Raw genomic sequence first — 23,105 nt, 5'->3', positions numbered from 1 at the left:
ATATTGATTTAAACAAAAACAGGTTAATTGGGTTATGAAGTTAAGTGTTTTTTTATTCAACTTCATTATTAAGTAAATTTAAATATTTACGCATATTTTATATGATCAAACCCGCGCTCTGCAATTATTTGCCCATATCTTCGTTTCAGGATAAAACAAAAATAATGCAATTGTTAAATTATGCTATGCTGTTTAATGCATTTTGACTATTGCGTATCCGACTTAAAATTTATTACTAAATTGCTCCCTAAAACCCGAATATAAATATGAAGAAAATAATATTAGCTGCTACATTTATTGGTTATAGTGCTTTTGCCCTGGCGCAGGACGCTGTTAATGTAAACAAGGTAGTTAGTGTTGAACAAGCTTTTGATAAGTTAGTTGAACGTAAAGGAATAAAAGATGGTTTCCTGGCAGTTGCCGATCCCGATGGCATCATATTTAAGCCCGATGTAGTAAAGATTGTTGATTTTTATAGTAAGATTGATAAACAGGCCGGCAAGCTTAGCTGGCAGCCCAAATTTGCCCGGATCTCGGCCAATGGGGACCTGGCTTTCACCGCGGGCCCTTATATATATCAAAACGGCAAAACTGATGATGATAAAGTGTTTGGCGATTATGTATCTATCTGGCGTACTAACGCCGACGGTAAATTAAAGCTACTCATCGACCTTGGTATCCAGCATCCTGAAGCTGAGGAAGAAGTTGTTACCGATTTTAAAGAACCCGACCCGGCGCACCGTTCAGGCCCAAGTAAGGATCCATTCGGCGCCAAAAATGTTATTATTGGTACCGATAAAACATTTAATCATGGGTTAACATTATCAGCCATGGCCAGCTATAAGGAATTTTTAAGCCCCGAAGGCCGCTATTATTTCCCCGGCTTTCCGCCAATGACCGGTACCGATGTGGTGATGAAGTTTATCAATAACGAAGCCATCAGCATCACTGCCGAAACTACCGATGGCGGCCGCGCCGCGAGTAATGACCTTGCTTATACCTATGGTCACGCCCGCATTACCAAAGGCAATGTTGTTGGAAACTACAATTATGTAAGGGTTTGGGAAATTGACAAAACAAAAAAATGGAATATCCTTCTTGAGATTTTCTCACCTATTGAGAATGAGTAATAGAGATTAGAGGTTTGTTGTGAGAGATTAGAGACTGGAGATCAGAGATTAGGGTAACAGGTTACCCGTAAGGACGCGGGCGCAATAAGTAATAGAAAGGCCTTGTAAACTATAAATTACAAGGCCTTTTTACTTTATCGACTATTAAAAACTAATCTTCAACCACTTCTAACCAAACCTCTGATCCCCAACCTCTAATCACTAAAATCAAAACAACTGCTCAATAATATCAGCTGCTGATAATCCTTCGGCTTCCGCATGATAACTGCGCACTATACGGTGGCTTAAAATAGGTTTGGCCACTGCCTGCACATCTTCAATATCGGGCGAGTATTTACCGTTAAGTACCGCGTGGCATTTAGCACCTAATACTAAAAACTGCGATGCTCGTGGTCCTGCGCCCCAGCTTAGCAAGCGGTTAATTTGTGGTGTGGCAAACTCGCTGTTTGGGCGGGTTTTGGATACCAGCTTCACCGCGTACTCCATCACATTATCGGTAACCGGGATATTGCGCACCAGTTGCTGAAAATAGATGATCTGCTGGGCGTTTAATATTTTATTTACTTCTGCTTTAGTAATACTGGTGGTGTTCTTAACAACCAGCAGCTCCTCTTTAAATGAAGGATAGTTGAGGGCTACATTAAACATAAACCTGTCCAGCTGTGCTTCGGGCAATGGATAAGTACCTTCCTGTTCAATAGGGTTTTGGGTAGCCAATACAAAAAAAGGCTGTGCAAGTTTGTGTGTTACGCCGGCTGCGGTAACCGCTTTTTCCTGCATGGCCTCAAGCAGGGCTGCCTGCGTTTTTGGCGGTGTACGGTTTATCTCATCGGCCAGGATAATGTTTGAAAAAACCGGCCCGTGGATAAATTTAAAATTGCGGTCTTCACCTAATATTTCAGAGCCAATGATGTCTGAAGGCATCAGGTCGGGCGTAAACTGAATCCTTTTAAAGTCAAGGTCAAGCACCTGCGATACCGTTTGCACCAGCAGGGTTTTTGCAAGCCCGGGCACACCAACCAATAAACAATGCCCGTTACTGAAAATAGAGATCAGCACAAATTTTATCACTTCATCCTGGCCTACTATTACCTTACCTATTTCGGCGCGGATTTGCTGGTAGGCCTGTTTTAAAGCGTTTGCGGCTTCTACATCAGAGCTGTGTTGCATAAATTATTTAGATGATGATTTGGTTTTGGTTTCGGGTATTACAGGCGAGGGATTGGTATTTACCCATTTCTTCAACACATCATATGCCTGATATTCTTTATCAATTTTAATGAAAGTTTCCTTGCGGCGTTTTTCGAACCATTGAGATACAGTTCTGTTAACCTTATCATTATAGGCATATTCCTTAAGTTTAGGGAAATCCTGCTCTAAATTAGCTTTATGGGCATTTGTGGCCGATTTAAGCATCAATATTTTGTAGCTCTTTTTACCATCGGCACCGGTAAACAGATCAGGTTTTGAAATGCTGCCGATTTTCATCGTATCGGTAATAAGCGCCACTTTAGGATCAAGTTTATCGGTAGGGATAAATGTTGAACGGCTTTGTACGTCTTCGGCATTAAGGATCATACCACCGTTGTATTTAGTGTCTTTATTGTCTGAGTAATAGGCTGCAGCGCTTGAAAAATCGACACCTACATTTTTATCTTTTATAAGTAAGTTATAAATACTATCGGCTTTTGCTTTTGCCCTATCCAAACTGGCCTGGGTAACAACAGGTGTAATGAGGATATGCCTCACGTGAACCTGTTCGCCGCGACGCTCAATCACCTGTAAAAAGTGGAAACCAAAATCCGTTTCAAATACCGGGGAAATTTCACCTGCTTTTAACTTGAAAGCGTTTGCGGTAAATTCCTTCACAAAAGTGGTACGGTCGGCAAACCCAAGGTCGCCTCCTTCAGGTGCCGAACCCGGATCCTGCGAATAAAGCCTGGCCAGTGTACCAAAGTCTTCGCCCTTTTTAACACGCTGCCTTAACTCTTCGGCCTTAGCTTTGTAAAGGTCTTTTTCTTCTTTAGTTAACTTAGGCTGAAAAACAATCTCACCAACTTCAACTTCTTTATTAAATGAAGGCAAGCTGTCCTTAGGGATTCCATCGTAATATTTTTTAACATCCTGAGGGGTAACATTCAGCTTCTCGGTAATGTGCTGCTGCATTTTTTGAGCAACCATCTGCTCTTTCAGGTCGGGCCTGATCTCATCTTTGTACTGGATAACCGAACGCCCTAAAAATGCTTCCAGTTTTTCCTGCCCGCCCGCGCGCTGTGTCATTTCGCGCATACGGCGGTCAACGTTGGCGTCAACATCTTCTTCCTTTACTTCAATACTATCAATTGCGGCTTGCTGGGCAAGCAGTTTTTGGGTTAACAAAGTTTGTAAAATGCGGGCTTTAACAGATGGGTCAGGTTGGTTTCCCTGTACCAGGAAGTTAGCGTATGACAGTTCAATGTCTGATAGCAGTATCGGGCTGTTACCAACTACCGCTGCAATTTTATCAAGCGTTTTGCCGGGTGTGGGGGCAATAACCGAATCGGCCTTAACCAGTTTTTTTGCTGCTGTATCTGATGCTACCTGTGCCTTTGCAAATGTTATTGTTAAAATAAAACTTAGTACTAATACTCCTAACTTTCTCATGTAACGCTGTTATACTAAATAAAACGGGATAGTTAACCCGTTAAAAACTACGAATTTCGGTAAAATTTATTAATTATAACCGAACAAATATTTTCTGCAAAACCAACCGGCTATAATTGTGCTAATATGCCTATAAAGCTTGAAACCGTTTAACTACTTTTGGTTAAAATTTGTTAAAGTGAAAGTTGAGAACCCTGCCGCGTTTCGTTTTTTGTTAGAGGATGAACTTTACCTGCTCAATGCAGATAAGCTGTTATATGATAAAATTACTGAATTCGAAACTCCTGCGGCAGTACCACTATCTCCTGTAACTGAAAATGCCAAACCGGCACCAGTAACCATTATTCCATCTTTAACTCCTGAACCTCAGGTAGTAATAAAAACGCCGGTTGATGATTTTAAGTATCTGGGTAAAAACTTAAAGAACTTTTTAGTACTAACATGGTATAAAAATGCCGGGTTTATAGTGGCCGAACATTTAACCGCCCTTGAAAACATCTTGAAGCGTAAAGAACTTAGCCCCGATGACGTGGCGATATTCAATCTGGCAAATTTCAGTGAAACCAAATTCAGCCAGTTGAAAACATTTTTTAAACCAACCAAGGTACTGGTTTTGGGAGGAGACGCCCTGCCACAGGATATAAAGGTGCTTAAACCAAATAAACCGGTAACCTCAAACGGGATCACTGTGCTTTACAGTTATTCATTTGATGAGATGATGGATAATGTGGAGTATAAAAAAACCTTTTGGGAGTTGGTTAAAACATTATAATAAAACACGCCACTAAGATATATGCAATTAGTTTTTGCTACCAATAACCGCCATAAGCTTGATGAGGTTTCGGCCAAGCTTAATGGCGCCATCCAGTTACTAACCCTGAACGACATTGGTTGTTATGATGATATTGAGGAAACAGGTACAACTTTTAAAGCTAATGCCTCTATCAAAAGTCACCATGTGTATGCCGAATATAAGCTTAACTGCTTTGGCGATGACAGCGGGCTGGAAATTGACGCCCTGAACGGAGAACCGGGTGTTTACTCGGCGAGGTATGCGGGTGCCCATGGCAATCATGCCGCCAACATCAGTAAAGTGCTCGATAATTTGAAAGGCGAAACCAATCGTAACGCCCGCTTTCGCACGGTAATTTCCCTGATCTGGAACGGCGAAGAGTACTTTTTTGAAGGAACGGTTGAAGGCACCATCCGGCAAGAGCCGAGTGGTAATGGCGGTTTTGGCTATGATCCTATTTTTGAACCGGAAGGTTACGACATTACTTTTGCCGAAATGAGTATGGACAAAAAAAATAGCATTAGCCACCGTGCAAAAGCAATGGAAAAGTTGATCGCATTTTTAAATAAAGCTGGTGAATAATCATTTTAGTACACTCAGCCTCAACTTAGCGCGTTACAATAACAGTTATTTATAAATAATAAAGGTGCTTTTTTTCTAATGGTAAAACGTTTAACTAAATTTATTCGATATTAGCAGGAAGAAACGAAACCTTAGTGGTGTAAGCCCCGTAAAATAGAGCTATAAGGAATAACCTATGAACATTATTAAGCAAATCGGTAAAATTTTATCGGAAAGGGATACCAACCCTAAGTTTATTAATAGCCTTAAAAAAGTTCGGGAAGCCGACCAGATTGCCGAATCAATCAATAAAAGGTTAACTGAATTAGAAAAACGCACCCGTCAGCAAGCGGTGAATTTATAATTACACACTTTGGCAGGATTTATGCTATTTATGCATAAAATATACTGTCATGAAAAAGTTAATTCAGACCTCAATCGCAATCTTTTCACTTGTTTTGGTCATTTCGGCCTGTTCGTCAACCAAAAACACAACTACGTCTAATGTATCGCGCGGTAAATTTGTTGGTACCTGGACCTGCAATAATGTAAGTTACGACGGCCTTGTACAAAATGCAGTACAGAGCGTATTTGATCAGGCTCCCCCCGAAGCCTTTGTTGGCAGCACATGGAAGCTCACCAACAGTGGTAACGGTATCTACACTTTAACCAACGGAACATCGCAAACCATTTTCTGGTCGGTTTATAACGGTGGTACAACCGGTACACAATTCCAGTTCAAAAAACTTTTTGAAGGCGATAAAGCCAAAAACGTATCCGAAGGATATCGTTTGGATATTGCCAGCAACGATGGCTCAACCATGACCTTGAAATCGCCTGTTACCGTAGGCAATACCACCGGATACATTGTATATTCGTTTACTAAAAACCCTTAATTGAGGTTAAAGCTAAAAGGCGAAAGGTTAAAGGTTTCCTTTCCAGCTGATAAAATGAAAAAGGCGAAGTTCGGAATATCTCAAACTTCGCCTTTTTCATTTTCAGCGCGAGGCCAAACCTTTCACCTTTTACCTTTATCCTTTCACCTTCTTACTCGGCTGGTGCAAATTTTAAGCATACCGGGTTGCCGATATCAACTCTGATACCTGTTTGGGCAAGTTTGCCGGTGTTTTGATCTATTTTGAACACCCACATGTTATCGCTGTTCTGATTAGCTACTATCAGGAAATTACCTGTTGGGTCGATAGCAAAATCGCGTGGGTTTTTGCCATAGGTGGACTGGCGCGCTACAAAAGTAAGCAAGCCTGTTTCCTGGTTAACAGCATAAATATTGATCTCGTTGGTTTCTAAACGATTTGAAGCATACAGAAAACGGCCATCAGGCGACAGATGAATAGCGGCACCTGCAGTTTGGCCGGTAAAGCCATCTGGCAGCATGGTAATGGATTGTTTCTGTTTCAGCTTGCCGTTATTGTAATCAAACGCGATTACGTTCGATCCCATTTCAGTTACCAGGTAAACAGTTTTTTTATCAGCCGAAAACTCCAGGTGCCTCGGGCCTTCTCCTGCGGTAACACTTACAAAGGCCGGTGTTGCGGGTACAATACGGGGCTCTTTTGAAGGGCGGTAGCGGTAAACATTCATTTTATCGGTGCCAAGGTCATTATACAATACATATTTTTCATCGGGTGTCAGGACCGCCATATGCGCGTGTGCAGATTCCTGCCTTTCCTTGTTTATGCTATGGCCATCATCATGTACCGTTTGAATTCCGTTAGCTATTGAACCATCTTTATTCAAAGGCATTACCGCAACGTTGCCGCTTGAGTAGTTAGCTATGATCAGGTTTTTTTGTGCTTTGTCAACAGATATGTGACATGGGTCGGCGCCCAGTGTTGATTGCTTGTTGATAAAAGTCATTTTGCCCGTTTTGGGCTCAAACGAAAATGCGCTTACCTCGCCTTTAGGCAGTTCGTTAACCGCGTAAATAAATTTATTATTGGCGCTCAACGTTAAATACGACGGATTATTTACGCCATCAATCTCACTGAGATAAGCCAATTTGCCGGTTTCGGCATAAAAACGGTATACCACAATACCTTTACTTTTGCCGGTGGTATAAGTACCAACCACCAGGTCGAAAGTTTTAGGCCCTGTTTTTTTATTTTGTGCAAATGTTAGCGCCGGTGAAAGCATAGCTATGATCAAAAGAAATTTCTTCATGGGTGATTATATAAGGTCTATTTAATTAATTCACAAATAGCAAAAATACTGACAATCATATAGCTTTAAGCTTTATGTATTCAGCTTAGCCTTACAATTATTGCTGTGCAAGATAACAAAATAGACAAAAAAAATGCCCCGCTGTTTAACGGGGCGTTTTATTATTTCATCAGGTGTTTTAACTGTATCACCTCTTTTTCATCAAGGTAACGCCAGCGGCCACGCGGAAGATCCTTTTTGGTAAGGTTTGCATAAACCACCCTGTCCAGTTTTACCACTTCGTAGCCCAGGTGCTCAAACATACGGCGCACAATACGGTTTTTGCCGCTGTGGATCTGGATCCCGATCTCACGTTTTGAACCGCCAGTAACATATGATACCGAATCGGGCTTAATTACGCCGTCTTCCAGCTCAAGGCCGAAAGTTAATTTATTCAGGTCGCCCTGGGTTAAGCTTTTGCTCAGTTCAACCTGGTATAATTTAGTAATGCTGTTACGCGGGTGCGATAGCTTATCGGCCAAATCACCATCGTTGGTCATTAACAACAAACCGGTGGTGTTACGGTCAAGACGGCCAACGGGGTAAATACGCTCGCGGCTTGCCTTTTCAACCAGGTGCATTACCGTACGGCGCTCCTGCGGATCATCTGTAGTTGTGATATAATCCTTTGGCTTATTTAACAATACATAAACCATTTTCTCGCGTTTCAGCGTTTCGCCGTTATATTTAATAGTATCCTTAAACGGATCAACTTTGGTACCTAATTCTGTTACCACTTCGCCGTTTACGGATACCACGCCCGCGGTAATCAGCTCATCGGCCTTACGGCGTGAGCAAATACCCGCGTTTGATATGTAACGGTTCAGGCGGATCAGCCCATCGTCTTCTGTTTTTTTAGCTGAGGAATTTTTACGCCCGCGCATGGTTTTAGGGGCATCGTGTTGGTTTTCCCTGTCATGCGGTCTGTGTGCCGGTCTTTCGCCAAATGGTGATTTCTCTTTAAAACCGCCTTCGCGTTTTTTGAAGCTGCCCTCGGTTCCTCTTGGTGCAAATTTACGTTCGCCCCCTGCATCACCGCCAAAGCTTCTTTTAGGTTTGCCCTCAAAACTTGCTGATGAACGGGTACGTGGAGATGAGTAAGGTTTTTTTTCGCCTTGTGCTTCGCCGCCGAAACTTCTTTTCGGCCTGTCGTTATCACCGGTTGTTGGCCTGCCGCTGTAAGGTTTACGCGGGCCGCCACTAAATGACTTCCTTTCGCCTGTGCTATCGTCGCCAAAGCTCCTTTTTGGCCTGCTTTCGCCGTCGCCTGTTGGCCTTCCCGAATAGGGCCTTGACTTAGCACCTGCTCTTCTATCGCCAGATGATTCACCACCCCTAAAATTGCTTTTGGGCTTATCGTCACTGAACCTGTTGCTTTGGAATGTTTTTTCCGGTCTGGAAAGTATTTTTTTTTCTCCGTTTGGAGTAGCTTTACCTTTTGGGGTTGATGCTGATTTTTTTGGTCGGTCGTCGGATCTTGAACTCCTTGATGACGACTTTCCGGGTTTGTCGTCGCGACTACCTGCTGGTCTCTTAAATACCATAATTTTTTGTTTAGCGCTTTCGCAGCGTGAGGGTCAAAGTTACGCTTTTTTGCCAATTTTCATCTAAAAAGATCAAAAAAATATCCTCTTGCAAAATCGCCGTTTAAACGGTTTTAAACGCCGTTTTTGAACCAAAAACCAACTCTAAAAAAGTTAGCAAAATGGTAAGTATTTGATTATGTGATCTGTATAGCCTACCTTTGCAGCACATTCTACCAAATGTATAGTTAAATGATAGGAAAAGAAATGATTAAAAAACACTTACTTACGTGCTCCGTAACACTGGTGCTGGTTCTCATTTCAGAGCTTAATATTTTCGGTACAACGATCATCGAAAAGGCTGCAAAAGCGGCAACTTTAAGCGCCCGAACCTCAGATTTTATTTTTCTCAAAAGCTCAAAGGCGGTTGCTTACAACTTTGCCAATGAGGCTTTACCAGTTAATGACGCAAGGGTTACGCGTAAACTCAACAAATCGCTCAGGCAGCATGACTATAAAAGCGTGCAAAGCAATATATTGCACCGCAAAGCCGAGCTATGGTTCCCCATTATCGAACCAATTTTGAAGTTTTATGGTATCCCCGAAGATTTTAAGTATGTACCGCTGGTCGAGTCAGGCCTTAAATCAGGTACATCATCTAAAGGAGCGTCGGGTTTTTGGCAATTTATGCCGGGTACTGCACGTACCTACGGACTTAGAGTAGGCCATGGCGTTGATGAGCGGAAAAACCTTCGCAAGTCAACCATTGCAGCCTGCAAGTATATCAAAGAACTATACGATGAATTTAACAGCTGGACACTGGCTGCTGCTGCCTACAACAATGGCTCGATCAAATTAGCGCGTGCCATTAACAAGCAAAAAGAAGATAACTACTTCCGCATGAAGCTGAACCGCGAAACCGGTTCATATGTTTACAAGCTAATTGCCATGAAAGCAGTTATAGAGCAGCCAAAAGAGCACGGGTATGATAATTACTTTATCATTCCGCCTGCATCACAGTTGCTGGCAATTAATTAACAGCAGGTAATCATACTGTAAATTAATTAAAAGATTACATTACGGAGCACTTTGAGGCCGGTCATCCACAGTGGATAACCGGCCTTTTTTGCTTATATTTGTAGCAAACTGTTGATGGTTTAAGCCAAAAATTTTAGGAAAGCAGGGTTTTGTAAAAAACTGGTAACTATAATAATTAGCTTCAAACAATGTCAATAAATCCATATTAATAAAGTATGAGTACAAAACCTCTTGTTGACCTGGGCGAGCAAAGTGAAGTTGAAGTTTATGGTGCCCGGGTGCATAACCTGAAAAATATAGATGTTTCCTTTCCTCGCAACCAACTGGTGGTAATTACCGGCTTAAGCGGCAGCGGCAAGTCATCGCTGGCGTTTGATACTATTTACGCCGAAGGCCAGCGCCGTTATATGGAAACATTTTCCGCCTACTCACGCCAGTTTATGGGCGGGATGGAGCGGCCGGATGTTGATAAGGTGTCGGGCCTGAGCCCTGTTATTGCTATAGAGCAAAAAACCACCAGCAAAAACCCGCGTTCCACCGTAGGTACTATTACCGAAATCTATGATTTTATGCGTTTGCTCTTCGCCCGTGCGGGTGATGCTTACTCGTATACCACCGGCGAAAAGATGGAACGCATGAGCGAAGACCAGATCCTCAAAACTATCAGCGAAAAATTTGACGGGCAGCCAGTTAATATCCTGGCTCCGGTGGTAAAGGCACGTAAAGGCCACTACCGCGAATTGTTCGAGTCCATCCGCAAGCAAGGATTTTTAAAAGTTTGGGTAGATGGCGCCATTGCCGATGTTGAACCCAAAATGCAGGTTGACCGTTACAAGATCCACGATATTGATATTGTGGTTGACCGCCTGGTGGTAAGCGAGAAGGACAGCAAACGTTTGTACACATCCGTTCAGCAGGCTTTAAAAATTGCCAAGGGCATTATCCGTATTGCCGATAAGGATAATAATGTATCCTATTATAGTAAATACCTGATGGATCCGGTTTCGGGCATCTCATATGATGAGCCTCAACCCAATACATTTTCGTTCAACTCGCCTTATGGTGCCTGCGAAAAGTGTAACGGACTGGGTTATATTTTTGAGGTTGATGAAGCTTCGGTAATCCCTAATCCGAAACTGAGCATCATGAACGGCGGTTTAGCCCCTATTGGTGAATACCGCGAAACATGGATTTTCCAGGTGTTGAAATCGCTGGCTAAAAAGTATGAGTTCTCGCTCTCAACCCCTATCGAAAAGCTGAACCGCGATCAGTTGGATATGATCCTGAACGGCGCCCCTGAAACATTGAGTGTTGCTGTAGAATATAACAAGTGGAATGTTCAAAGCTACCAGATCACTTTTGAAGGTATCATCCGTATGTTGGAGGAGCAGCAGGAACGCCGCAACGATGAGGGGATGGACGATATGGAGAACTATCGTGTGCTCCGTACCTGCCCGGTTTGCGAAGGCGCAAGGCTTAAAAAAGAGTCGCTGCATTTTAAGGTAGATGGTAAAAATATTTTCGAGCTGGCCTGTATGGATATCAATCACCTGCAGGAATGGTTTGATGGCCTGGAAGACCGCCTTAACGAGCGCCAGAATGTGATTGCTAAAGAGATCCTGAAAGAGATCCGCGCACGTATAGTGTTTTTACTGGATGTGGGTTTGAGTTATTTAACGCTTGATCGTACTGCTAAAACCCTATCGGGCGGTGAAGCACAACGGATCAGGCTGGCTACACAAATTGGTTCACAGTTGATGAATGTGATGTACATTTTGGATGAGCCAAGTATCGGTTTGCACCAACGCGATAACGAACGTTTGATCAACGCCCTTAAAAATCTGCGTGATTTAGGAAACACGGTACTGGTTGTTGAACACGATAAAGATATGATACTGGAAGCCGACCACGTAATTGACATGGGCCCTGCGGCAGGTGTACATGGTGGCCAGGTTGTTGCCGAAGGCACTCCGGCGCAATTAATGGAAAAGCATACGCTTACCACTTCATATATCAATGGCGAGCGCGAAATAGCTGTACCTAAAAAACGCCGCGAAGGTAATGGCAAAACCCTGAGCCTGAAAAAAGCTACCGGTCACAATCTTAAAAAAGTATCGGTCGATTTCCCTTTGGGTAAACTAATCGGCATAACCGGTGTATCGGGCAGCGGTAAATCAAGCCTGATCACTGAAACTTTATATCCTATTTTAAATCATCATTTTTTTAGGGCGAAGAAACAACCGCTGCCTTATGAAAAAATTGAGGGGTTAGAGCATATTGATAAAGTAATTGAGATAGATCAAACGCCTATCGGCCGTACACCGCGTTCAAACCCGGCTACTTATACCGGGGTGTTTTCAGATATCCGTAACCTGTTTGTAGCGCTGCCTGAGTCGAGGATCAGGGGGTATAAACCAGGTCGTTTCTCCTTCAATGTAAAAGGCGGCCGCTGCGAAACCTGTCAGGGCGCCGGCATGAAGGTAATTGAAATGAACTTTTTACCCGATGTTCAGGTACCATGCGAAGAATGCGGCGGCAGGCGCTACAACCGCGAAACGCTGGAAGTGCGTTACCGGGGCAAGTCCATCAGCGATGTACTGGATATGAGCATTGAGGATGCTACGCCATTTTTTGAGCACATCCCATCTATTTATCGTAAGGTAAGAACCCTGAACGACGTAGGTTTGGGTTATATCACTTTAGGTCAGGCTTCAACCACACTATCGGGCGGCGAGGCGCAACGTGTTAAACTGGCTACCGAGCTATCTAAAAAAGACACAGGCAATACTTTTTATATCCTGGATGAACCTACTACAGGTTTACACTTTGAAGATATCAACGTATTGTTAGGTGTACTTAACCAATTGGTTGATAAAGGCAATACTGTTTTGGTAATTGAACACAACCTTGATGTAATTAAAGTGGCCGACCACGTAATTGATCTTGGGCCCGAAGGCGGCTCGGGCGGTGGTAATATCCTGTTCTCGGGGACGCCCGAAGGTTTGTGCAAAGTGAAGAACAGCTTTACCGGCAAGTTTTTGAAAAAAGAAATGGGGTTATAAGCATTAATCAAAACTTCATAAGTTTATCTCTTAACGTAAAACCAAAACAACATGTACAGAAACTTGTACATGTTGTTTTGGTTTTATACCTTTATAAAAACTAATTTGAATGGAGATCACAACTTACACTGCCTTCAGGCAGCAACTAAAATCTTTTTTAGATAAGGTGCGGAATGATCATAAGCCTTTGGTAGTGACAAGTGCCAATGCCGAAGATATTGTTGTGATATCGAAAGCTGATTACGAAAGCATGGAGGAAACTTTCTATCTTTTAAAAAGCCCTAAAAATGCAGAAAGATTACTTCATGGTATCCAGGAATATGAAAAAGGTTTAGGCAAGGAAAGAAAGCTACTTGAAGAGTGAAGATAATTTTCCAAAACCCTGCATGGGAAGATTACCTTTATTGGCAAACGACAGATAAATCTATTTTAAAGAAGATCAACTCTCTTATCAAAGAAATAGAACGAACTCCATATGAAGGAAGTGGAAAGCCCGAACCTTTAAAACATAATTTAGCTGGCTGGTGGTCGCGCCGGATAAATCTCGAACACCGGCTAATTTACAGAGTAGAAGCAGACGCGATATTTATTCTGCAATGCAGATATCATTATTGATTATATTTTCCCTTTCCGTAGCTTTATCGTTTAAACAACACCCTCATGAAAAAAATACTACTCATGCTATTCATAGCAGGTTCGTTTGCAGCCTGTAATCAACCTAAATCAACAGACACCGCCAGCGGCATTCCAGCCAATAAGGATCTCGCCAAAGTTTTTGAAGATTATTTTCAGGACGGCTTAAAACTTTACCCGCTTAATGCAACCTACATTGGCGACAGGCGCTATAATGACTTGCTACCTAACGATGGCTCTGCTGAGTTTTTGAAAAAGGCGCATGATTATAACTCGGTTTACTTGTCGAAAGTGAAAAACTTTGACCGCGCAGAACTGAACGAAGACGATAGGCTATCATACGATATATTTACCTACGAGGTGCAACTGGCCCTTGATAATTTCAAGTATCATTTTGAGTACATGCCCTTTAACCAGTTTTATGCCCTGCCAATTACCATGGGGCAGCTGGGCTCGGGCTCTGGCGCGCAGCCCTTTAAAACGGTTGTTGATTATAACGACTGGCTGAAACGTTTATCTGCTTTCCAGATCTGGGCGGATACCGCCATCTCCAATTTTAACAAAGGCATCAAAACAGGCGTAGTGCTGCCAAAATCGTTAGTTGTTAAAATGATTCCCGAAATGCAAGACCTGGTATCAAAAGATGTAGAAAAAAGCCTGTTCTACGGACCTGTTAAGAATATGCCGAAGGATTTTTCGGACGCTGATAAAAAACAGCTGACGGAGGCTTATAAAAAAGCGATAACTACCATAGTTAACCCAACCTACCAAAAACTGGCCGATTACCTGAAAAATCAATACCTGCCCCACGCATGTGCAACCTCGGGTTTTTCATCCCTGCCGGATGGTACTGCTAAATACACCTATTTAGTTAAACAACAAACTACTACCGATAAAACTCCGGAAGAAATTTACCAATTGGGTTTGAAAGAAGTTGCCCGGATCCGTGGCTTAATGGATAGCATCAAAACCAGTGTTGGCTTTAAGGGCGATTTGAAGGCGTTTTTTGAATACATGAAAACCGACCCTAAGTTTACTCCTTACAAAACCCCGAAGGATGTACTTGATGCTTTTGAAAACATTCACAAACGCATGGAGCCAAACCTGAAAAAAATGTTTAACCATGTGCCTAAAACCCCTTTCGAGATCAGGCAAACCGAAGCCTTCCGCGCGGCATCGGCCAGTGCCGAATATAACCAGGGTTCGGCAGATGGTACCCGTCCCGGTATTTTTTACGTGCCGATATTAGATGCCACTAAGTTTAACACCACATCGGGCATGGAATCGTTGTTTTTGCATGAAGCAATTCCTGGTCACCATTATCAGATTTCGTTAACCCAGGAAAACGCTTCATTGCCAAAATTCCGTCGCTTTGATGGCGGGGAAACAGCCTATGTAGAAGGCTGGGCGCTGTATTGCGAATCATTAGGTAAAGAGCTTGGCTTATACACCGATCCGTACCAGTATATGGGCGCGTTAGGCGATGAGATTCACCGTGCCATCCGTTTGGTGGTTGACGTAGCCATCCACACCAAAGGAATGACCCGTGAGCAGGCTATTAAATATATGATGGATAACGAAGCTATCAGTGAGCAAGGTGCAACTGCCGAAATTGAACGTTATATGGCTATCCCCGGCCAGGCATTGAGCTACAAAATAGGCGCGTTGAAAATCCGCGAACTGCGTACCAAATATGAAAAACAGTTAGGCAGCAAGTTCAATATCGCCGAATTTCATGACCAGGTGTTAAAAGATGGCGCTATGCCAATGGCGGTTTTTGAGGCTAAAATGGATGCCTGGGCTGCGAAGAAGTAAAAAGAAAATTGCTATAATACAATGCGTCATTGCACGAAGGAATCCCCGACCTACAGAGCGAATCTGCATAGTTTGGGATTGCTTCGTGCCTTATAATGACGTGATTGTAAGTTATTGATTATTAAGTATATTTTTCTTGATGGATTTTATAACATGGGCGTTGCCTGCGGCCTGGGCTTTCCGTTGCAAGTCCTCGCCTTTCCCGCCCGCAACCCCATTGCGCGCTCTGGGCTTTACACTGCAATCCCTAACGCGGCCCACGCGCAACACCGTTAAAATATATTTTACATGTCATTGCTTTTTTTTAGGGTTTCCCTGATGGGTACTCGCAATGACGCGTTTAGTTTTTAGATCTATCTATCAACTAAACACCGCCAGCACTCCGAAATAAACCAGCATACAACCCGAGCTGATGAAATTCATACGCATGGCGTTTTTAAAATTAGCGTTGGCTGTCGATCGCCCTACTTTATAAAACCAATAATTAAAAAAGAAAAATATTGGCGCGGCGCATACTATAAAGAAATAAAAGTTAAGCATCATCCCAGCCAGGTGCCAATACCAGTAAGAAAGGGCTATCCCCGCGGCAAACAATACGCCCGAAAAAATAAAGGAGCCTTTGTAGCCTAAAACGATACTAAGCGTTTTATCGCCCCGCCTGCTGTCTTCTTCATGCTGATAAACCTGGGTTAAGGGGTATGATGCCCCAATGAGGCAGGAGCTGATAGCCCCCGGAATAATCAGGTCTAAATCCCAATGACCAAACAGGCTCGTACCGGTCAAAGCGGTATAGGTGGTGTAATAAATAAAACATCCCTGGAAAATAAACACCGTTAAAAAGCTGATAATCGGATATTTTTTTAACCGGGTAGCAGGATGGCTGTATAATTTTGACATAATGCCATAAATGAGCACCGCAAAGGCAAACTCCCAGCTAATGATAAAGCCAAGCAAAAACGCAATAACCTCCAGCAGAATGGAAAAATAATACAGGCTGAGATCCACTTCGGGCGGTTTGGCTAACAGGGCAATGCTATCTTCATCCTTATCAAAATAACTGTTATAGCCATTGCTGGCCGGGAAAGCAAGGAAATGCCATATAAAAAATACAAGTACGGCTGTTGAAGCTTTCACCACATCGGCCTGGCTAAAGGCAAACAGGTACACCGGCAGCAAAAAAACAGAAAACACAAACCTTAAATGCGCAAATGCCGACCGGGTAGGGATAAATTGTTTAAACTTCATGGCGTGTTTTTACATTATAATTACTGCCGGAGGCAACATCAGGTTGCCTGATTATGGTTATAAACATACAACCTTAAGTACAAAATTCCTTCAGTATAAATTATTATGTTTGAAACAGCGTTAATGTAACATGAATAAGAAAATTTATATAGTTGTACTTTTAATTTTCGCGACGACAGCGGGCTTCGCGCAAACAGTATCTAAATCAGATATCAGCTTTAAGATTAAAAACCTTGGCTTTAATGTTGGCGGCACCTTCGGCGGTTTGCAGGCTGATATTAAATTTAAGCCTAATGACCTGGAGGGCAGCTCTATTGAAGCGTCAGTGTTATCCAACACTGTTAATACCGATAACGAAAGCCGTGATAAGCATCTTAAAAGCGAAGATTATTTTGACGTAATTAAATATCCAAAGATCACGCTAAAGTCAGTTTCCTTTAAACGTAAAAGCGGGAGCAACTATACCGGCAATTTTAACGTAACTATAAGAGATAAAACAAAGTTGATTGAAGTACCTTTTACGTATACGGAATCAGGTAATACAGCACAACTGAAAGGAAACTTTATGATTTTGAGGACAGATTTTGGCATAGGCGGCAAAAACCTGATCCTTTCAAATGAGGCCAATGTTTCGGTTGAGGCGGAGATCAGCAAATAAAACGCTTAATCATTTTTAATGGAGAGTTGCATTAGTGCTATCGGGATAGCAAATCCCGCCAATCGGATTGCCCAGCAGGATATTTACCATTTCATGGCTAACGCCTTTGGGCTGGATGCAACCAATGCAGCAAGATTAAAGGGGATTTATGACCATTCGGGAATTGATTACCGCTATTCGGTAATTCCTGATTTTGGCTATCGGGATGCGGCAGATTTCACCTTTTTTGAACAGTCGGCAGGGCTCGAACCATTCCCTGACACACAGAAAAGGTTGAAGCTTTACGAAAAGGAAGCTATCGCCATAGCTGTAAATGCCGCAAAAAACTGCCTTCAAAAATTTGGAGATGACATTACCGGCAGCATTACACACCTGGTAACCATTAGCTGTACGGGTATGCACGCACCTGGGATTGATATCGAACTTGTCGACCGGATGCAGCTAAACCGCGATACCGAACGTACCTGCATCAACTTTATGGGCTGCTACGGTGCTATAAACGGCCTCAAGGTGGCCGACTATATCTGCCGCGCCGATGCCGGTGCCAAAGTGCTCGTTGTTAGTGTAGAGCTTTGTACGCTCCATTTTCAAAAAGTGAATACGCTGGATAACTGGGTTGCCAATTCATTATTTTCGGATGGGGCTGCAGCTGTACTGGTCGAAAATACGGCCAATCGTTTAGGCAGTGGCAATTACCTTTTACTCAAAAACTTCTATTCAGAATTTGTTACAGAAGCACGTAATGAGATGGGCTGGTATGTGGGCAACACAGGTTTTGAAATGAAACTCACCTCCAAGGTATCCAAGCAAATTAAGAAACATATCAAATCACTTACCCAGCGCTTTTTGCAAAAGGCCAAAACTGAGATGGATGATATTACTGCTTATGCTGTTCACCCCGGCGGGCGTACCATTTTAGAAGCAGTGGAAGACGCCCTGGAATTACCTGAAGAAAGCAACGCCTTTGCTTACCAGGTTTTGCAGGAGTACGGTAATATGTCGTCGGCCACAATTTTGTTTGTACTGGATAAAATGCTGAAGGCAGGTAACCTGGTCGATCAAAAGATCCTGAGTTTTGCCTTCGGTCCGGGTTTAACCGTTGAAGGGATGATACTTGAAATGCATTAAGCCATCATGAGCGATGTAATTGTAATTGGCGGGGGCCTGGCCGGATTGTTTAACGCCATATTATTAAACCGCGCGGGGCTAAAAGTTACAGTTATCGAAAAAAAAACCTACCCCATGCATCGCGTTTGCGGCGAGTATATCTCGAACGAGGTGATCCCCTTTTTGTCTTCGCTGGATATCAATCTTGATGAACTGAATGTTGCCCGCATCAACCGGCTGGAGGTAACAGCGGCATCCGGCACCAAACTTTCGCAAAAGCTTGACCTGGGCGGTTTTGGTTTAAGCAGGTTTACTTTCGATAATTTTCTGTACCAAAAAGCCCTCGCCGAAGGAGTTGATATTTTAACAGGCACACGGGTGGAGGATATTCGTTTTGCTGGCGAAAAATTTGAAGTGGTAACTCCCGGCGAAACATTAACAGCCCCGTTGGCTATCGGCTCGTTTGGTAAACGATCCAATCTCGATCAAAAACTTAAACGACCGTTCTTTTATAAACGCAGCCCATACCTGGCCGTAAAATTCCATTTGCAGATGGATTTCCCACAGGACCTCATCCAGCTTAATAATTATAAAGACGGCTATTGTGGGGTAAGCAAAACCGATGGCGACAGGTATTGCATGTGCTATATGGCCCATCGTGATGACCTGCGCAAGTATGGTACTTTACAGGCTTTAGAAGAGAACGTGATCCGCAAAAACCCTTACCTCGATGAGATCTTTCGTAACGCCAGGTTTTTACTGGATAAACCTGAAGTGATCAACGAAATCTCCTTTGAGAAAAAAGCGCCTGTTGATAATCATATCCTGATGAGCGGAGACACCGCCGGGATGATAGCCCCACTTTGCGGTAACGGCATGACCATGGCAATTCATTCGGCCAAAATCCTTTCCGAAAAGATCATTACACACTATAAACCGGGCAGCTTTAATCCTGAAAAGCGCGCCAGCCTTGAGCAGGATTATGCCCAAAGCTGGAACAAACAGTTTGCGCAAAGGCTTTGGGTTGGCCGGCAGTTACAGCGTTTGTTTGGCAACGATAACATGACGGCCCTTACTTTAAATACGCTCAATCACCTGCCTTCTGTTGCACAATACCTGATAAGTAAAACTCACGGCCAACCATTTGTATAGTTCAGGCGTATATATTATATGCCCGATTTAAGTTACCGTACCGATATGCTGGAGATCATGGATGATTTTGATCTCCCATCAGCCGAAATAACCCCTGTGCTTGAAGGCCTGGGGAAGATGAACGCGCTATTCGGTGGCCATAAAAGCATCATCAACGCATTGAAAAAATTTGCGGTAAGTAATAATTATGCGGTAAGCGATTGGGGGTGTGGCGGGGGCGATGCCTTGATAGCTATTGCAAAATGGGCTGAAGAAAAGAAAATACACCTTAAACTAAACGGTATTGATGCAGCGCCAACGGCAGTAAATTACGCACGGCAACAGGCCTCCGGATATAAAAACATCAGCTTTACCCGGGCCGATGTTATTGACGAGGTATACCTCATTAAACCGGCCGATATAATTATATGCAGTTTGTTCACGCACCATTTTGATGATGAGCGCTGGATTAAGCTCATTAAAAACATGCAAGCCTCGGCACAAAAAGGAATTATCATTACCGACCTGCACCGTCACTGGCTTTTATACCATGCCATAGTGTTTATAACCCGTGTTTTTACCCGTAACGCCATGGCCCGTAACGATGGTCCGCTTTCGGTTAAGCGCGGTTTTAAAAGGCACGAATTGTTGGCATTATTGAAAAAAGCACAAATTGATAACTTTAAATTAACATGGCGCTGGCCTTTCAGGTGGGAGTTAATCATCTATAAATCGTAGCTTTACGCTATGAATTTGCGTGTACTGGTTTTAACAACCTCGCTTGGCGTGGCAATTACGCTCTCGGCCGTTAATTTTTATTTTCAGCATAAATGGTACGATGTAATGGTTACTTTCTCGGTGGCCCTTGGTGTAAGTTACTTCGTTTTTTACTATCTCATCGAAAAATACATCTACTCCCGTATCAAGTTAATTTATAAACTGATCCATAACCTGAAATTAGGCCGCGACCTCAGGGATGCCCTTGGCGAACATGTAAGCGCCAATCCCATTGCCGATGTAGAGCAGGAGGTAAAGGAATGGGCCAAACAGAAAAAGACCGAGATAGACGAACTTCGCAAACAGGAAAAATTTCGCCGTGATTTTTTATCCAATATCTCGCACGAGTTTAAAACCCCGTTATTTGCTATCCAGGGTTACATTGAAGCCTTGCAGGATGATGATTTTGACGACAAGGAAATGGCCCGCCAGTTTTTGGAAAAAGCTTCAAAAAATGTTGACCGGCTAAGTTACCTGATCAAAGACCTTGATGAAATTTCCAAACTTGAATCGGGCGAGATGCCTATCAATTATACTAAATTCAAGATCAACGACCTGATCAAAGAGGTTTTTGAATCATTGGAGATCAAAGGCAAGCAGTACCACATCAAACTTATATTTAAGCAAAAGTATGATGAGCCTATTGTGGTGAATGCCGACAGGGAAAAAATAAGACAGGTGCTCGTGAACCTGATAGATAATTCGTTTAAGTACGGTAAAGAAGAAGGCAGCACTTCGGTAAGCCTTTTTGTACTGCACGACCAGGTTTTGGTTGAAGTTACCGACGATGGTATAGGTATTGAAGAAAAGTTTTTGCCAAGGTTATTTGAGCGTTTTTTTCGTACAGACAGCAGCCGTTCAAGGCAAATTGGTGGCTCCGGGCTGGGGCTTGCTATTGTAAAGCATATTATTGAAGCCCATCAGCAAACCATCAATGTGCGCAGTACAGAAGGGCTTGGTTCAACCTTTGGTTTTACCTTGGCAAGGGCCAAGCAAACCATTCCTTTCCCGAATTTACCTGTGTTAAAAAGTTAACAATAATTTAACATACTAACTGTACCTTTACACCAATTTCAAATCACTATGTCGCTAAACAGTATATTCCAGTATTTTGTACCCAAGGATAAAAAAATATTCTTCCCGCTGTTTGAACAAGCCGCGGCCAATGTTGTAGCTATGGCTACCATACTGGTTGAAGCAGTTAACTCAAACAACCCTGCAACCCGCGAGGATTTATATAAACAGATTGACAAGCTTGAAAACAAAGGCGACGAATATACTCACCAGATTTACCTGGAGCTTGGCAAAAACTTCATTACGCCTTTTGACCGTGAAGATATCCATGCCCTTGCAACAGCTATTGATGATGTGGCCGACTATATACAGGGTGCGGCCAACCGCATGAGCCTGTACAGGATAGATGATTTGAATGAGCATATCCGTAAGCTATCTGACCTGATACTGCAGGCCAGTGTTGATTTGGAAAAAGCTGTAAAAGAACTGAAAGACCTTAGGAATGTGCGTAATATCGCCGATTCATGCATCAGGATAAACAGTGTTGAAAACCAGGCCGATTATGTTTTTGACCGCGCTGTAGCCGACTTGTTCCTGTATGAAAAAGATGCTATCCGCCTTATCAAATACAAAGAAATATTAGCCGCTCTTGAAACCGCTACCGATATGTGCGAAGACGCAGCTAATGTTATGGAGTCAATCTTAGTTAAAAACGCTTAAGTAAATCTTATCCCCAGCTAAATGGTTACTTCCCTACTTGTAGTTATTGTTGTACTCGCCCTGTTGTTTGATTACACCAATGGCTTTCATGATGCCGCAAACTCTATAGCTACCATTGTATCTACCAAAGTATTAACACCGTTTCAGGCTGTGTTAATGGCCGCGGTATTCAACTTTGCAGCTTACTTTTTTATTAAAGATCATAAGGTTGCCAATACCGTATCTAAGATCGTATTGGAGCACTACGTTACCCTGCACGTGATCCTGGCTGGCCTGGTAGCCGCCATCACCTGGAACCTTTTTACATGGTGGTTCGGAATCCCTTCAAGCTCGTCGCACACCCTTATAGGCGGTTTTGCAGGTGCAGGTATGACTAATGCACTTTATATGGGCGCCAACGCCCTGCATGCTGTTGAAATGCAATATGTGCTTAAAATCGTTGCCTACATCGTACTTGCCCCGTTTATTGGTTTAATTATAGCTTATGTTGTAACCATTTTAATACTCCACCTGTGCAAAGCTGCCAGACCAGCCACTGCCGAGCGCTGGTTTAAACGCATGCAGTTAGTATCGTCGGCAGCTCTGAGTTTTGCTCACGGTGGTAACGATGCTCAAAAAGTAATGGGGATCCTGTACGTAAGCCTTATTGCTTCAAAAGTGATAAAGCCAGGTTCAGTAATGCCGGAGTGGATCCCTTTAGCTTGTTACTCAGCTATTGCTGCAGGCACCATGTCGGGTGGTTGGAAGATCGTTAAAACCATGGGCTCAAAAATAACCAAGGTTACCCCGCTTGAAGGTGTAAGTGCCGAAACTGCTGGTGCTATCACCCTGTTTATTACCGAGCGTTTTGGGATCCCGGTTTCAACAACACATACTATCACCGGCTCAATTATAGGTGTGGGTTTAACTAAACGAGTATCGGCCGTGCGCTGGGGCGTAACCATTAACCTGGTTTGGGCCTGGATCATTACCATACCTATTTCGGCACTGATTGCCGCCGGTGTATTTGCATTATTACATTTCTTTGCCTAAACA

22 protein-coding genes are annotated in these 23,105 nt (G+C 43.0%); 17 read left to right on the top strand and 5 right to left on the bottom strand.

Going from position 1 to position 23,105, the window contains the following annotated elements; genetic code table 11:
- The first annotated feature begins 266 nt into the window (after positions 1-266).
- Entirely contained in the window at positions 267-1,130 is an 864-nt protein-coding gene (locus IEX80_RS18340) for a Cif family virulence factor (protein WP_090532564.1), read from the top strand.
- 207 nt (positions 1,131-1,337) lie between these two features.
- On the opposite strand, the gene IEX80_RS18335 is transcribed toward IEX80_RS18340, so the two are convergent.
- Together IEX80_RS18335 and IEX80_RS18330 are read right to left on the bottom strand one after the other, a co-directional pair.
- Positions 1,338-2,300, bottom strand: coding sequence for an AAA family ATPase (locus IEX80_RS18335; RefSeq protein WP_090532562.1), 963 nt, complete (start codon positions 2,298-2,300; stop codon positions 1,338-1,340).
- 3 nt (positions 2,301-2,303) lie between these two features.
- Positions 2,304-3,773, bottom strand: a complete 1,470-nt coding sequence (locus tag IEX80_RS18330) for a peptidylprolyl isomerase (RefSeq protein WP_090532560.1) — start codon at positions 3,771-3,773, stop codon at positions 2,304-2,306.
- A gap of 178 nt (positions 3,774-3,951) precedes the next feature.
- Here IEX80_RS18330 and IEX80_RS18325 point away from each other — a divergent pair, with 178 nt between their 5' ends.
- The 4 genes from IEX80_RS18325 to IEX80_RS18310 all read left to right on the top strand — a co-directional run bounded on the left by IEX80_RS18325 (position 3,952) and on the right by IEX80_RS18310 (position 6,023).
- Entirely contained in the window at positions 3,952-4,545 is a 594-nt protein-coding gene (locus IEX80_RS18325) for a hypothetical protein (RefSeq protein ID WP_176626146.1), read from the top strand.
- A gap of 21 nt (positions 4,546-4,566) precedes the next feature.
- The gene (locus tag IEX80_RS18320; protein WP_176626144.1) at positions 4,567-5,148 is read left to right on the top strand and encodes a non-canonical purine NTP diphosphatase; all 582 of its coding nucleotides are present in this window, start codon (positions 4,567-4,569) and stop codon (positions 5,146-5,148) included.
- 175 nt (positions 5,149-5,323) lie between these two features.
- Entirely contained in the window at positions 5,324-5,491 is a 168-nt protein-coding gene (locus IEX80_RS18315) for a hypothetical protein (RefSeq protein ID WP_175490073.1), read from the top strand.
- 49 nt (positions 5,492-5,540) lie between these two features.
- Positions 5,541-6,023 (top strand): hypothetical protein, encoded by a 483-nt coding sequence (locus IEX80_RS18310; RefSeq protein WP_188833706.1) that lies wholly within the window; start codon positions 5,541-5,543, stop codon positions 6,021-6,023.
- A 151-nt stretch (positions 6,024-6,174) separates the two neighbouring features.
- Here the strand turns inward: IEX80_RS18310 and IEX80_RS18305 are convergent, their stop codons facing one another.
- Positions 6,175-7,308, bottom strand: coding sequence for a lactonase family protein (locus tag IEX80_RS18305; protein WP_090532553.1), 1,134 nt, complete (start codon positions 7,306-7,308; stop codon positions 6,175-6,177).
- A gap of 161 nt (positions 7,309-7,469) precedes the next feature.
- Positions 7,470-8,891, bottom strand: a complete 1,422-nt coding sequence (locus IEX80_RS18300; RefSeq protein ID WP_188833705.1) for a pseudouridine synthase — start codon at positions 8,889-8,891, stop codon at positions 7,470-7,472.
- Between the two features lie 246 nt (positions 8,892-9,137).
- Here IEX80_RS18300 and IEX80_RS18295 point away from each other — a divergent pair, with 246 nt between their 5' ends.
- The 5 genes from IEX80_RS18295 (at position 9,138) to IEX80_RS18275 (ending at position 15,418) form a co-directional block, all read left to right on the top strand.
- On the top strand, positions 9,138-9,908 hold the full coding sequence (locus IEX80_RS18295; RefSeq protein ID WP_188833704.1) for a lytic transglycosylase domain-containing protein: 771 nt from the start codon (positions 9,138-9,140) through the stop codon (positions 9,906-9,908).
- Positions 9,909-10,123: 215 nt separating this feature from the next.
- Positions 10,124-12,970 (top strand): excinuclease ABC subunit UvrA, encoded by a 2,847-nt coding sequence (gene uvrA / locus IEX80_RS18290; protein WP_188833703.1) that lies wholly within the window; start codon positions 10,124-10,126, stop codon positions 12,968-12,970.
- Positions 12,971-13,079: 109 nt separating this feature from the next.
- Entirely contained in the window at positions 13,080-13,334 is a 255-nt protein-coding gene (locus tag IEX80_RS18285; protein ID WP_090532548.1) for a type II toxin-antitoxin system Phd/YefM family antitoxin, read from the top strand.
- The gene (locus IEX80_RS18280) at positions 13,331-13,585 is read left to right on the top strand and encodes a Txe/YoeB family addiction module toxin (protein WP_090532546.1); all 255 of its coding nucleotides are present in this window, start codon (positions 13,331-13,333) and stop codon (positions 13,583-13,585) included. The genes IEX80_RS18285 and IEX80_RS18280 overlap by 4 nt, the downstream gene beginning before the upstream one ends.
- Before the next feature lie 45 nt (positions 13,586-13,630).
- On the top strand, positions 13,631-15,418 hold the full coding sequence (locus IEX80_RS18275; protein WP_188833702.1) for a DUF885 domain-containing protein: 1,788 nt from the start codon (positions 13,631-13,633) through the stop codon (positions 15,416-15,418).
- Positions 15,419-15,778: 360 nt separating this feature from the next.
- Here the strand turns inward: IEX80_RS18275 and IEX80_RS18270 are convergent, their stop codons facing one another.
- Positions 15,779-16,663, bottom strand: coding sequence for a UbiA family prenyltransferase (locus IEX80_RS18270; protein WP_188833701.1), 885 nt, complete (start codon positions 16,661-16,663; stop codon positions 15,779-15,781).
- Between the two features lie 130 nt (positions 16,664-16,793).
- On the opposite strand from IEX80_RS18270, the gene IEX80_RS18265 reads away from it, so the two are divergent.
- From IEX80_RS18265 to IEX80_RS18235, 7 genes are read left to right on the top strand one after another with little or no spacing between them, the layout of a single operon-like run.
- Positions 16,794-17,321, top strand: coding sequence for a YceI family protein (locus tag IEX80_RS18265; protein ID WP_176626131.1), 528 nt, complete (start codon positions 16,794-16,796; stop codon positions 17,319-17,321).
- Positions 17,322-17,339: 18 nt separating this feature from the next.
- Positions 17,340-18,449 (top strand): type III polyketide synthase, encoded by a 1,110-nt coding sequence (locus IEX80_RS18260; protein ID WP_188833700.1) that lies wholly within the window; start codon positions 17,340-17,342, stop codon positions 18,447-18,449.
- Between the two features lie 6 nt (positions 18,450-18,455).
- A complete protein-coding gene (locus IEX80_RS18255) occupies positions 18,456-19,580 on the top strand; it encodes an NAD(P)/FAD-dependent oxidoreductase (protein ID WP_188833699.1) in 1,125 nt (374 codons plus the stop codon).
- An 18-nt stretch (positions 19,581-19,598) separates the two neighbouring features.
- Positions 19,599-20,297 carry a methyltransferase domain-containing protein gene (locus IEX80_RS18250; RefSeq protein WP_188833698.1) on the top strand — a complete coding sequence of 233 codons (699 nt, stop codon included), beginning with the start codon at positions 19,599-19,601 and terminating at the stop codon, positions 20,295-20,297.
- 9 nt (positions 20,298-20,306) lie between these two features.
- Positions 20,307-21,371, top strand: a complete 1,065-nt coding sequence (locus IEX80_RS18245; protein WP_091169237.1) for a sensor histidine kinase — start codon at positions 20,307-20,309, stop codon at positions 21,369-21,371.
- A gap of 48 nt (positions 21,372-21,419) precedes the next feature.
- Complete coding sequence (locus IEX80_RS18240; protein WP_090532530.1) at positions 21,420-22,070, top strand: DUF47 domain-containing protein; 651 nt, start codon at positions 21,420-21,422, stop codon at positions 22,068-22,070.
- 21 nt (positions 22,071-22,091) lie between these two features.
- Complete coding sequence (locus IEX80_RS18235) at positions 22,092-23,102, top strand: inorganic phosphate transporter (RefSeq protein WP_090532528.1); 1,011 nt, start codon at positions 22,092-22,094, stop codon at positions 23,100-23,102.
- Positions 23,103-23,105 lie beyond the last annotated feature (3 nt).

It is taken from the genome of Mucilaginibacter rubeus (assembly GCF_014643835.1).
Taxonomy (GTDB): Bacteria; Bacteroidota; Bacteroidia; order Sphingobacteriales; family Sphingobacteriaceae; genus Mucilaginibacter; species Mucilaginibacter rubeus.
Note: the sequence above shows the minus strand (reverse complement) of the source record. Positions and strands in the feature narration are given on the sequence as shown.

Coding starts and splice junctions, on each gene's coding strand:
- IEX80_RS18340 (WP_090532564.1), top strand. CDS start 267: ATGAAGAAAATAATATTAGCTGCTACATTTATTGGTTATAGTGCTTTT.
- IEX80_RS18335 (WP_090532562.1), bottom strand. CDS start 2,300: ATGCAACACAGCTCTGATGTAGAAGCCGCAAACGCTTTAAAACAGGCC.
- IEX80_RS18330 (WP_090532560.1), bottom strand. CDS start 3,773: ATGAGAAAGTTAGGAGTATTAGTACTAAGTTTTATTTTAACAATAACA.
- IEX80_RS18320 (WP_176626144.1), top strand. CDS start 4,567: ATGCAATTAGTTTTTGCTACCAATAACCGCCATAAGCTTGATGAGGTT.
- IEX80_RS18315 (WP_175490073.1), top strand. CDS start 5,324: ATGAACATTATTAAGCAAATCGGTAAAATTTTATCGGAAAGGGATACC.
- IEX80_RS18310 (WP_188833706.1), top strand. CDS start 5,541: ATGAAAAAGTTAATTCAGACCTCAATCGCAATCTTTTCACTTGTTTTG.
- IEX80_RS18305 (WP_090532553.1), bottom strand. CDS start 7,308: ATGAAGAAATTTCTTTTGATCATAGCTATGCTTTCACCGGCGCTAACA.
- IEX80_RS18300 (WP_188833705.1), bottom strand. CDS start 8,891: ATGGTATTTAAGAGACCAGCAGGTAGTCGCGACGACAAACCCGGAAAG.
- IEX80_RS18295 (WP_188833704.1), top strand. CDS start 9,138: ATGATTAAAAAACACTTACTTACGTGCTCCGTAACACTGGTGCTGGTT.
- uvrA (WP_188833703.1), top strand. CDS start 10,124: ATGAGTACAAAACCTCTTGTTGACCTGGGCGAGCAAAGTGAAGTTGAA.
- IEX80_RS18285 (WP_090532548.1), top strand. CDS start 13,080: ATGGAGATCACAACTTACACTGCCTTCAGGCAGCAACTAAAATCTTTT.
- IEX80_RS18275 (WP_188833702.1), top strand. CDS start 13,631: ATGAAAAAAATACTACTCATGCTATTCATAGCAGGTTCGTTTGCAGCC.
- IEX80_RS18270 (WP_188833701.1), bottom strand. CDS start 16,663: ATGAAGTTTAAACAATTTATCCCTACCCGGTCGGCATTTGCGCATTTA.
- IEX80_RS18265 (WP_176626131.1), top strand. CDS start 16,794: ATGAATAAGAAAATTTATATAGTTGTACTTTTAATTTTCGCGACGACA.
- IEX80_RS18260 (WP_188833700.1), top strand. CDS start 17,340: ATGGAGAGTTGCATTAGTGCTATCGGGATAGCAAATCCCGCCAATCGG.
- IEX80_RS18255 (WP_188833699.1), top strand. CDS start 18,456: ATGAGCGATGTAATTGTAATTGGCGGGGGCCTGGCCGGATTGTTTAAC.
- IEX80_RS18250 (WP_188833698.1), top strand. CDS start 19,599: ATGCCCGATTTAAGTTACCGTACCGATATGCTGGAGATCATGGATGAT.
- IEX80_RS18245 (WP_091169237.1), top strand. CDS start 20,307: ATGAATTTGCGTGTACTGGTTTTAACAACCTCGCTTGGCGTGGCAATT.
- IEX80_RS18240 (WP_090532530.1), top strand. CDS start 21,420: ATGTCGCTAAACAGTATATTCCAGTATTTTGTACCCAAGGATAAAAAA.
- IEX80_RS18235 (WP_090532528.1), top strand. CDS start 22,092: ATGGTTACTTCCCTACTTGTAGTTATTGTTGTACTCGCCCTGTTGTTT.